Source organism: uncultured Gimesia sp., from assembly GCF_937919775.1.
GTDB lineage: Bacteria > Planctomycetota > Planctomycetia > Planctomycetales > Planctomycetaceae > Gimesia.
Map to the genome: position 1 here is coordinate 1 of NZ_CALFPF010000147.1, position 10,459 is coordinate 10,459.

The following is a 10,459-nucleotide window of genomic DNA, read 5'->3' on the forward strand; positions in this document are numbered from 1 at the left end:
CGACAATTCCAATGATTCATTCTTTGTGAGTCGCGTTGAGTTAAATCGTACCTTGATATTGCCATAACCTTGCTAAGAGATCTGGAGGGTGGGCGCCATATGATTTCAGCAACTACCGGGAAGAAGGCACAGTCCAGCGCCATGCAGGCGAGCGTGTTGGCGCTGAACAAGACTTATTCGCCGGTCCATGTCATCTCCGCCAAGCGAGCTTTCTGCCTGCTTAGTAAAGACATCGCGGAAGTCATCAGCGTTGAAGATGGCAGCTTCATGAACTATGACTTCAGTTCCTGGATTGAAATCAGTGAGCTGAGATCTGAATTTAATGAACGAAATGAACTCGAGGACTGGGTTCTCTCGGTCAACTTCGAAATTCAGGTTCCGCGTGTGGTTCGTTTGCTCCGCTATGATCGCATCCCCAATAATACGATCAAATTCAATCGTCGCAATATCTTTATCAGAGACAGTTATCGCTGCCAATACTGCCAGAGAAAATACAGCTTGAAACAACTCAGTCTGGACCATGTCGTCCCGCGCTCCCAGGGAGGGGGGATGAACTGGGAAAATATCGTCAGTGCCTGCCATCGCTGTAATACCAAAAAAGGAGGTCGCACGCCTTCTCAGGCGGGTATGAAACTGCTCCAGAAGCCCGCCAAACCCAGCCGAAACCCGGTTCTGCAACAACAGGTGAATCATGCGAAGTATGCCTGCTGGAAAAATTTTATCGGCAGTAAAGAGTTACTCTCCTGCGACTGATCTGAAGCCCTGAGTACACCCGCCCCTTTTCACAAATCCGCTGCACCCGCCAACATGATTTCGGTCTTGAACAGACCCTTAAAATCGATAAATTCGACGATATTACCAGACTGAAATCAACTGATTTCTCAGGCAATGGTTTCACTTACCCCGGGAACCGTCTATAGTACGAGGCTGAATCAAAAGCCCCTCGCACCCTTTCATCGTGTTTACAAATTCAGGAATCTGGAATGTCGTCTTCTCCCTTAAATGTCGCCATTATCGGTATGGGAACCGTAGGCACTGGCGTCGCGAAAATCCTGCTGAATCGCGTCGAACAAATGACGCTGCGTGCAGGCCGCCCGATTCACCTCAAGCGGGCTGTCGTCAAAGATCTTGCCCGAACACGCGACGTGGCCCTCGCGCCCGGAGTACTGACGGACGACATTGAAGCAGTCATCAATGATTCCTCTATCGATGTGGTCATCCAACTGGTCGGCGGGATTAATCCTGCTTACGAGATCATGCTGCGGGTTCTGGAAAGCGGCAAAGACGTCATCACTGCCAACAAAGCTCTCCTCTGTGAAAAGGGAGAAAGCCTGTTCCAACGTGCCAGAGAACTGGGACGCTGCATCTGCTTCGAAGCGGCAGTCGCCGGCGGTGTGCCCTTAATCGAAACCGTCACTCAGGCCATGTCGGCCAACCAGATCACTTCGATAGAGGCCATCCTGAACGGAACCAGCAATTATATTCTGACACAAATGTTTTCGCACAACGTCAGCTATGAAGATGCAGTTCAGAGTGCTCAGCAAATTGGTTATGCGGAAGCCGATCCCGCGATGGACGTGGATGGCACTGATGCCGCCCAGAAGCTCGGAATCCTGGTGCAACTGGCGCTCGGCATCAAAGTCGGCCTGGATCAATTTCTCAGACAGGGAATCGATTCACTCTCTCTGGCCGATTTACAATACGCGTCCGAACTGGGCTACACCGTCAAATTACTGGCGGTCGCCAAATTGCGGGATGGCCAACTCGAAATGCATGCCCAGCCTACGCTGATTCGCAATGACAACCCGTTGGCCCACGTGGAAGACGCCTACAACAAGATTGCCCTGGAAGGGGATGCGGTCGGAAAAGTCTGGCTGTCAGGCATGGGAGCCGGACAGATGGCGACCGCTTCCGCAGTGGTCGCCAACCTGATCGACGTTGCCGTCGGCCGGGCCGCGATTACCTTTCCCCGGCTGGATCTCTGGAATCCGCGTCGGGACATTAAGATCATGCCCCGCGAAGAAATCTCCCGGCGTTACTTCCTGCGACTCAACGTGGAAGACCGTCCGCACGCCCTGGCGGATATCACAAACGTGCTGGGAGACCACCAGATCAGCATCGCCAGCCTGGTACAACACGAAGCGCCTGAAGTTGATCAAAGTGAAGACTACCCGATTGTGCCGCTGGTCATTATGACCCACCGCACAACGGAAGGACGCTTCCAGGCAGCCAGCAGGGAGCTGGATGAACTCGCTTGCATCCGGGCTCCCCTGGTGCGTATGCCGGTTAACGATTAACCCTCGTTTAGTTTTCTTTTGTGGCTGCTTCTTTTTTCGGAGTCTCTGTTTCCGGTTTAGCGGCAGCTTCCTCTTTCTTGTCTGATTTTTCAGCCGCTGGTTCTGCCGGTTGTTTGTCCTCTTTTGCAGCCGGAGCAGCAGTCTCGGGTTTCACTTCGGCCTGGGTAGGCGCGCCGATGATTGTTGCTTTCTTGATGTAATCCAGCATCGGAAACTCTTTTTTCAGATAGTCGTTTCCTTCAAAGACAATTCTCTGTTGATCGGGTCCGGGTCCGCCTGGTGCCCCTTCGCCATACGCCTTGTACAGCGAATCCACCACATCCATGCCTTCGGTCACCTGCGCAAAAGGAGAGAAACCATAATCCAATCGCGAGTTGTCACCATAATTGATAAAAAACTGTGTCGAACGGGTATTGGGTCCTCCATTGGCAAAAGAGACGGTGCCGCGTGTATTGGATTCGACCACTGGATCATCCGTAATGTTTTTGTCGCGCCACTTGGCGTGCAGTTCTGGATCGCCATTGATTCCCACCTGCGCCATGAATCCATCAAGCACGCGGAAGAAAGCACAATTATCATAAAATCCGAGTTCCACCAGTTCTTTGAAGCGTTCTGCCCCTTTGGGTGACCACTCCGGATGCACTTCCAGAACGACATTGCCTTTCGTGGTTTCCAGTAGCACCTGGTAGTTTTCCGCATTTGTGGCAGCAGCCTTTTTACCTGTGGAAGCAGCTTCGGGCAGCCCGGGATCACTGGCCGTCGGAGTTTCACTGGAACATCCCAAAATACACATCGCAACAAGAGACAACGCCAAGAGGGTCAAACGTGACATCAAATCAATCCTTACACTATTTGAAGTAATTAAAAATTTATGAACTCAAACTTGTTTAGCTGTTCTGAATTTCCTGGCTGAGGCGTTCGAACTCAGCCCGCAAGACAGGCATTGCCCCGGCTTTGCTGGCGACCAGGCCTCCCACGCGATTCGCAAACAGGGCCGCCTGTTCCCAGGACCATCCCAGCAGGCGACGGGAAATCAAAGCCGCGGTAAACGCATCGCCGGCACCGACGGCATCAGCCACCTCTACTGGGGTGCCGGGAATATCATATTCTTGATCATCGGTATAAATCAAACATCCTGCGGCGCCGCGCGTAATACAGACAGCTTCTACTCCATACTTCTGTTGAAGCTGTTTCGCAAACGCCTGCAGATCTCCTGCAGGAATACCCAGTAATCCGGACAAAACATGAACTTCTTCCTGATTCAGTTTGACTACTTTTGCCGCAGACAGAGACCGCTCGATCCAGTTCCGATCAAAATAATGCTGCCGCAGATTGATGTCATACACGACCAGACAATCCGGATTCGTCGCGGCCAGACATTGGTGAATCGACTCACGCGAGTCTTCCTCGCGCTGCGCCAGTGTGCCAAAACAGACGGCCTGCGACTGCTTCATCAACGCGTCTAACCTGTCATTAAATTCCAGATGATCCCAGGCAACTCGCTCATGAATCGTATACTGCGGATCGTTAGCATCGGTGAATTCAACGGTCACCGTCCCCGTGGGGTATGTCTCATCGATCTGCACATATTCTGTTGAAAGCTGCTGCTGCGTTAAGAAATCCAGCAGTTCGGTTCCCAGCGCATCCTGTCCGACGCGCGTAACAACAGTCCCTCGACAGCCGAGTTGATTCGCCTGGAAGGCAACATTCGCCGGCGCGCCGCCCGGGCGTCTCTCATCACCAAAACAATCCCACAGCAATTCACCTAAACCGATTACCAGTGGCAGCGACGTTAAATTATTCATGGAACTCTGATTCAATTCTCATTCAATTCAATTACACTATTTCGAAACAGATGATCTGCAGAGAATCGCGATTTCAACTCAACACATCACACGATGATTTCTGTTAATAACATACCATAAGCGGGGATACAAATTCCATGCATCGGATTTATGAATACCGTCATTTAGTCACAGCAGAGGAAATTGACGGGCTGGGCCATGTCAATAATGTCGTTTATCTGAAATGGCTACAGGATGCGGCAGTTGCGCATTCCACCGCGAACGGCTGGTCCGCCCGCCGCTATCGGGAAATGAAAATCGGCTGGGTGGCACGGAGCCACTATATTGAATATTTACAGCCGGCGTTTGTCGACGAGGAAATTATCGTGCAGACCTGGATTTCCACACTGCAGAAAGTCAAATCCCTCCGTAAATACCGGATCAAACGGCTTGCTGATTCGGAACTGCTGGTTCGCGCCGAGACAAACTGGGCTTTTGTGAATTATGAAAATCTCACGCCACGCCGCATACCTGAAGAAGTTTCTTCGTGTTTTTCGATCGTTTCCGAACAGGAAGAACCTGTCTGATAACCAGGCCATTCAGATTCCGATTTTCAAAGAAGATTTTCCCTCAAAACGTGAAATCGATGTTTCCGCATGTTACTCTATCATCAGGACAGTCGCTGGCAGTTCTAGACTTTGAAATCAATTTCCGTTTTTCCTCTCTTCTTCCCGTTCTTGGTGAGCAATGACAGATCAACCCTACGAAAAGCTCGGCGCATTTTATCTGGGTCGAGAATATGACCTGCAAAACGGAACGGTCAAAGACGATCTGGTTCTGTACGACAGCAAAGACCTGACAACGCACGCTGTCTGTGTCGGGATGACCGGCAGTGGTAAGACGGGGCTCTGCCTGTCTCTGCTGGAAGAAGCCGCCATTGATGATATTCCCGTGATCGCCATCGATCCGAAAGGTGATCTGGGAAACCTGCTGCTCAACTTTCCGGAATTAAAGCCCAGTGACTTTCGCCCCTGGATTGAAGAAAGCGAAGCGGTTCGCAAAGGAAAAACCCCCGACGAATATGCCAGTTGGACGGCAGACCTCTGGAAAAAAGGACTGGCCGACTGGCAACAGGACGGCGGTCGCATCGAACGACTCCGCTCCGCCGTTGATATGGCCATCTACACACCGGGCAGTAACGCAGGTTTACCGATTTCGGTTTTAAAATCATTCGATGCGCCCAACGACGCCGTTTTGAATAACAGCGATGCCTTCCGGGATCGGATCATGTCGGCGGTTTCCGGTCTGCTGGCGTTACTGAAAATCAACGCGGATCCAATCAACAGCCGCGAACACATTCTGCTCTCAAACATTCTCAGTAAAGCCTGGAAAGAAAAACGCAATCTTTCTGTCGCGAGCCTGATTCAGGAAATTCAGGTTCCCCCGTTCGATAAAATTGGTTTTCTGGATCTGGAAACGTTTTACCCTTCCAAAGATCGTGTGCAACTCTCGCTGCAGCTCAATAACCTGTTGGCCTCTCCGGGATTTGAAACCTGGATGCAGGGAGACCCGTTGAACATTGAAAATCTGTTGATGACAAAACAGGGAAAACCGCGCATTTCGATTCTTTCGATCGCGCACCTGTCCGAATCCGAACGCATGTTTTTCGTAACCGTGCTGCTGAATGAATTACTTGCCTGGGTGCGCAGCCAGTCGGGAACATCGAGTCTGCGGGCCATTCTGTATATGGATGAAGTCTACGGCTACTTTCCTCCCACTGCGAATCCGCCTTCCAAAACACCAATGCTGACTCTGTTAAAGCAGGCCCGCGCGTATGGACTGGGAATCGTCCTCTCCACACAAAACCCGGTCGACCTGGATTACAAAGGGCTCTCAAACACGGGCACCTGGTTCATCGGCCGCCTGCAGACCGAGCGCGACAAAGCGCGCCTGCTGGATGGACTGGAAAGTGCTTCGGGGGCAGCCGGCGGCCAGTTTCATCGTCAGGAAATGGAAGCGATTCTATCCGGCCTGGGTAGTCGCGTTTTTCTGTTACATAATGTGCATGAAGATGCGCCCGTCGTCTTCCATACCCGCTGGGCACTTTCTTACCTGCGCGGCCCGCTCACGCGTATGCAGATTAAAACACTGATGGATCCGCGTAAGCACGCGCTGGCGGAAGCGACAGTAGAAACAACAACGACGGCGCCCAACATGGTTGCCTCTGCAGAACATGACTCGACTCAACCACCGTTGATTCCGCCTGAGATCAAACAACGCATCTTCACTCCGTCGACATTATTGTCACAAGGCAGCCGCCTCGTTTATCGGCCCGGCATCATCGGTCTGGCAAAATTACGTTACGCAGACGCCAAGTCGAAAGTCGATCTCTGGCAGGATGTGGCGCTGCTGACCACGATCACAGGCGAACTTCCTGAGTCGCTCTGGGACGAAGCAACTCAAATTCCTCCCGGCAATCTGGAATACGACAACGAACCCGCCACGCAAGCCCAGTTTGCCGAAGTCGAGTCTGCTCTGACACGACCAGCCCAGTATCGCACCTGGGAAAAGGATTTGAAAACCTACCTCTACCAGGAACGTCCGCTCAATCTCTGGTTCAGTGCCAACCCCAAACTGTATTCCGATCCCAGCGAAAACGAGGCCACTTTTCGCACGCGACTCAAGCAACTGATGCGTGAAGACCGTGATTTGCAGATGGAAAAATTGCGTACCAAATATGCTGCCAAATTCGACACCATCAAAAACCGCATCCGCGCCGCTGAAGAGCGCGTGGCCCGTGAAGAATCTCAATACAGTGACAAAAAAATGAGCACATTCCTCTCTCTGGGGACGACGATTTTCGGTGCCCTCATGGGTAGAAAAGTCGCGAGTGCCACGAACGTCCAGAAAGCCACAACGGCCGCCCGCAACATGGGAAAAGCCGCCAAAGAGCACGGCGACATCGGACGCGCCAAAGAAGCTCTGGAAATCCAGCAGCAAAAATACGCCGAACTGGAAGCAGAGTTTCAGCAGGAATTAGACAAACTGGAAGAACCCATTCATCCGGAAGATTTTGAGATCGAAGAATACCCAGTCCGCCCCCGGAAGTCGGACTTAATGGTGAATGAAGTCTCGTTCGCCTGGCTCCCCTGGTCCGTTGACACCACAGGTATCAGCCAACCTCTGTACCGTCTGGACGAAGCATAATCACTCTGCGTTGTGTTTTGAGAACAGACAGGGGCGAAGTCATTCTCCACTTCGCCCCTGATTTAAGTCCTATTTCACGACGAAGTTAATCATGCGACCGGGAATGACCACCGCCTTGACGATGGTTTTTCCTTCGAGGTATTTTGCAATGGTTTCGTCATGTTCGGCTGCCTGCTGCATCGTGGCCTGATCGGCGTCTGCCGCGACGGAAACTTTGGATCGCACTTTCCCGTTCACCTGCACTGGAATTTCTACTACGGATTCCTGTAATAATGCCTCATCAAATTCGGGCCAGGGTTGATACGCCAACGAGTCGGCATGCCCTAATACACTCCAGAGTTCTTCCGCAACATGCGGTGCAAATGGTGACAGGAGTAACACAAAATCAGACAGGACGGCCTTCGATCGGACTGTCTGCTGCCCCATCGCATTCGTAAATTCCATCATGCGGCTGATCGCCGTATTGAACGACATTTTTGCGATGTCTTCGGTGACCGCTTTGATCGTTTTATGCAAGATCCGCAACTGTTCTTCGGTCGGCGGCTCTTCCGAAACCGCTTCACTTAATGTGACGTCCTCAACACGTTCCTCAATCATCAACCGCCAGACTCGTCCGAGAAATCGGCTGACGCCTTCCACTCCGCTCATGCTCCAGGGTTTGGTCGCTTCCAACGGTCCCATAAACATTTCATACATACGTAATGCGTCGGCTCCGTACTGCTCAACCACAAAATCCGGGTTCACGACATTGCCCCGTGATTTCGACATCTTATAAGCGCGGCTGTTCACAAAAATGGCAGGGTCTTCAACGAGCGTAAAATCCTCACCCTGTTTTTGTACCTGATCCGACTTCAAGCTCAAGATATTTACCGGTTTGCCCGTTGATTTCTCGATCCACTTCGTTTCAGACTCATCCGATTCCGCGACCTCTTTGGAGGAAACCCAGGCACCATCTGCCGTCTGAAAACCCGTCAACTCGACATCACCCAAAATCATGCCCTGATTGACCAGCTTCTGGAATGGCTCGGGACAGACCACGAACCCGCGGTCAAACAAAACCTGATGCCAGAAACGGGCATAAAGCAAATGCAACACCGCATGCTCGCCGCCGCCAATATAAAGGTCAACCGGCAACCAGTTCTTTTCGTTCTGCGGGTCAATGAAGCGTTCGTTGTTTCGGGGATCAGCAAACCGCAAATAGTACCAGCAGGAACCGGCCCATTGAGGCATGCTGTTGACTTCACGCATGAGACGTTTTCCGTCGGCGTCGGTTTTATACAACCATTCTGCCGGAGCAGAAGAAAGTGGTGGCTCGGGAGTGCCGGCCGGTTTGAATTCTTTCAACTCGGGAAGCTCAACGGGCAAACTCTCTTCGGAATCAGGACGCATCAAACCGGTGATCTTGCCGTCCGCATCCAGTTCATGCCAGATCGGAAATGGTTCGCCCCAGAAGTGCTGACGGCTGAAGAGCCAGTCGCGTAAACGATAGTTGACGGCCCCTTTGCCGACCCCCTGCTCTACTAAATTTGCTGTGAGCTGTTTTTTGAACTCCGCGGTAGACGTTCCATCAAAAGCGCCGGAATTAATAGCTTTTCCAAAACCGGAAAACGGCGTACGTTTTTCCCCTTCGATTTCTGTTTCGAGCGCCAACTCATCTTTCGAAGGCTCGTAACCAGCGGGTGGCTCCACGACGGGAATGATGGGCAAGTTGAATTCGACGGCGAATTCCCAGTCACGCAAGTCGTGCGCAGGGACCGCCATGATCGCACCGGTGCCGTAACTGATTAAAACATAGTCAGCAATCCACACCGGAACTTTCTCACCGTTCACCGGGTTGACCGCATAGCTGCCGGTAAATACGCCTGTCTTTTCTTTTGCCAGATCGGTTCGATCCAGGTCGCTTTTGAGCGCGGCTTTTTTCCGATATGTTTCAACGGCTGCTTTCTGCTCGGCGATTGTTAAGCGATCGACAAACGGATGCTCCGGCGACAACACCATGTAGGTCGCCCCATATAAGGTATCGGGGCGGGTCGTATAAATCCGTAAAACGTCTGTTTCAGTCTCTTCCGGAAAACCCGCTTCCCCGCGTGTGCTTTTCCATGTTGCAAAAGCCTGATCCAAATCAGCACTTTGATCTGCGGAGCCCACAAAGAAATCGACTTCCGCCCCTTCACTGCGGCCGATCCAGTTTTTCTGCAATGACTTGATTGACTCAGACCAGTCCAGACATTCCAGGCCGTCGATCAACCGGTCTCCGTATTTTGTGATGCGCAACATCCATTGACGCAACGGAATGCGCTCGACCGGATGGCTGCCTCGCTCGCTTTTTCCGTCGATGATTTCTTCATTCGCCAATACGGTTCCCAAAGCCGGGCACCAGTTGACTGGCGCTTCGTGCTGATAGGCCAACCGCTGACGGTCCTGATAGCGGCGGACTGCTTCTTCGCCCGCGGCGTTCACTTTTGCGGGAATCGGCAATTCGCTGATGGGCCGGGCACGTCCCACGCGTTTTTTACCATCGGGGCCCGTCCATTTACATTCGCCGTCGAACCAGGAATGAAACAACTGCAGAAAGATCCATTGCGTCCAGCGGAAGTATTCCGGGTCCGTCGTGGAAAATTCGCGGCTCCAGTCGTAGCTGAATCCCAGCATCTTTAACTGACGACGAAACGTATCGATATTTTTTTGGGTGGTAATCCGGGGGGGGGTGCCGGTCTTGATGGCGTGCTGTTCAGCCGGCAAACCAAAAGCGTCCCAGCCCATCGGATGCAACACCTGTTTGCCTTGCATGCGGGCGTGACGACAGACGATGTCCGTCGCCGTATATCCTTCCGGATGACCGACATGTAAACCATCGCCCGACGGATAGGGAAACATATCAAGGACATAGAGCTTTTCTTTGCCTTCAACAAAATCTCCAGTCTTGAATGTTTCGTGCTGATCCCAATATGTCTGCCATTTGGTTTCGATCCGCTTGGCGTCGTAACGAGGCATTGTGTCCGGTCTTCCTAATTGGTCATGGGCACAAAGGCCCGGTCAAAAATTCGATTTACAGCGCAACAGGGCAATTTCCCCGGCCGCACATCGTAACAAACAAACAGGTATCCTGTCAGTGATCTCTATAATAATAGAGTAAGTTTAGCCATCCTCAGAAACTTTGCAATTCTGCCT

General features: G+C 51.9%; 7 protein-coding genes. 4 read left to right on the forward strand and 3 right to left on the reverse strand.

The window, feature by feature from the left end; genetic code table 11:
- Nucleotides 1-99 precede the first annotated feature (99 nt).
- Nucleotides 100-753, forward strand: a complete 654-nt coding sequence (locus Q0294_RS03975; RefSeq protein ID WP_299461152.1) for an HNH endonuclease — start codon at nucleotides 100-102, stop codon at nucleotides 751-753.
- Between the two features lie 230 nt (nucleotides 754-983).
- Nucleotides 984-2,297 (forward strand): homoserine dehydrogenase, encoded by a 1,314-nt coding sequence (locus Q0294_RS03980; RefSeq protein WP_299461154.1) that lies wholly within the window; start codon nucleotides 984-986, stop codon nucleotides 2,295-2,297.
- Nucleotides 2,298-2,304: 7 nt separating this feature from the next.
- Here the strand turns inward: Q0294_RS03980 and Q0294_RS03985 are convergent, their stop codons facing one another.
- Complete coding sequence (locus tag Q0294_RS03985; protein WP_299461156.1) at nucleotides 2,305-3,129, reverse strand: peptidylprolyl isomerase; 825 nt, start codon at nucleotides 3,127-3,129, stop codon at nucleotides 2,305-2,307.
- 55 nt (nucleotides 3,130-3,184) lie between these two features.
- Complete coding sequence (locus tag Q0294_RS03990; protein ID WP_299461158.1) at nucleotides 3,185-4,102, reverse strand: carbohydrate kinase; 918 nt, start codon at nucleotides 4,100-4,102, stop codon at nucleotides 3,185-3,187.
- Nucleotides 4,103-4,239: 137 nt separating this feature from the next.
- Here Q0294_RS03990 and Q0294_RS03995 point away from each other — a divergent pair, with 137 nt between their 5' ends.
- Both Q0294_RS03995 and Q0294_RS04000 read left to right on the forward strand, forming a co-directional pair.
- Nucleotides 4,240-4,668: an acyl-CoA thioesterase gene (locus Q0294_RS03995; protein ID WP_299461160.1), complete on the forward strand. Its 429-nt coding sequence runs from the start codon at nucleotides 4,240-4,242 to the stop codon at nucleotides 4,666-4,668.
- Nucleotides 4,669-4,828: 160 nt separating this feature from the next.
- Complete coding sequence (locus Q0294_RS04000) at nucleotides 4,829-7,288, forward strand: DUF87 domain-containing protein (RefSeq protein ID WP_299461162.1); 2,460 nt, start codon at nucleotides 4,829-4,831, stop codon at nucleotides 7,286-7,288.
- A gap of 69 nt (nucleotides 7,289-7,357) precedes the next feature.
- On the opposite strand, the gene leuS is transcribed toward Q0294_RS04000, so the two are convergent.
- Nucleotides 7,358-10,282, reverse strand: a complete 2,925-nt coding sequence (gene leuS, locus Q0294_RS04005) for a leucine--tRNA ligase (RefSeq protein ID WP_299461164.1) — start codon at nucleotides 10,280-10,282, stop codon at nucleotides 7,358-7,360.
- Between the last annotated feature and the right edge of the window lie 177 nt (nucleotides 10,283-10,459).

Excerpts from the sequence above, each read along its gene's own strand:
- Q0294_RS03990 (WP_299461158.1), bottom strand. The coding sequence starts at position 4,102 with ATGAATAATTTAACGTCGCTGCCACTGGTAATCGGTTTAGGTGAATTG.
- Q0294_RS03975 (WP_299461152.1), top strand. The coding sequence starts at position 100 with ATGATTTCAGCAACTACCGGGAAGAAGGCACAGTCCAGCGCCATGCAG.
- Q0294_RS03995 (WP_299461160.1), top strand. The coding sequence starts at position 4,240 with ATGCATCGGATTTATGAATACCGTCATTTAGTCACAGCAGAGGAAATT.
- Q0294_RS04000 (WP_299461162.1), top strand. The coding sequence starts at position 4,829 with ATGACAGATCAACCCTACGAAAAGCTCGGCGCATTTTATCTGGGTCGA.
- Q0294_RS03980 (WP_299461154.1), top strand. The coding sequence starts at position 984 with ATGTCGTCTTCTCCCTTAAATGTCGCCATTATCGGTATGGGAACCGTA.
- leuS (WP_299461164.1), bottom strand. The coding sequence starts at position 10,282 with ATGCCTCGTTACGACGCCAAGCGGATCGAAACCAAATGGCAGACATAT.
- Q0294_RS03985 (WP_299461156.1), bottom strand. The coding sequence starts at position 3,129 with ATGTCACGTTTGACCCTCTTGGCGTTGTCTCTTGTTGCGATGTGTATT.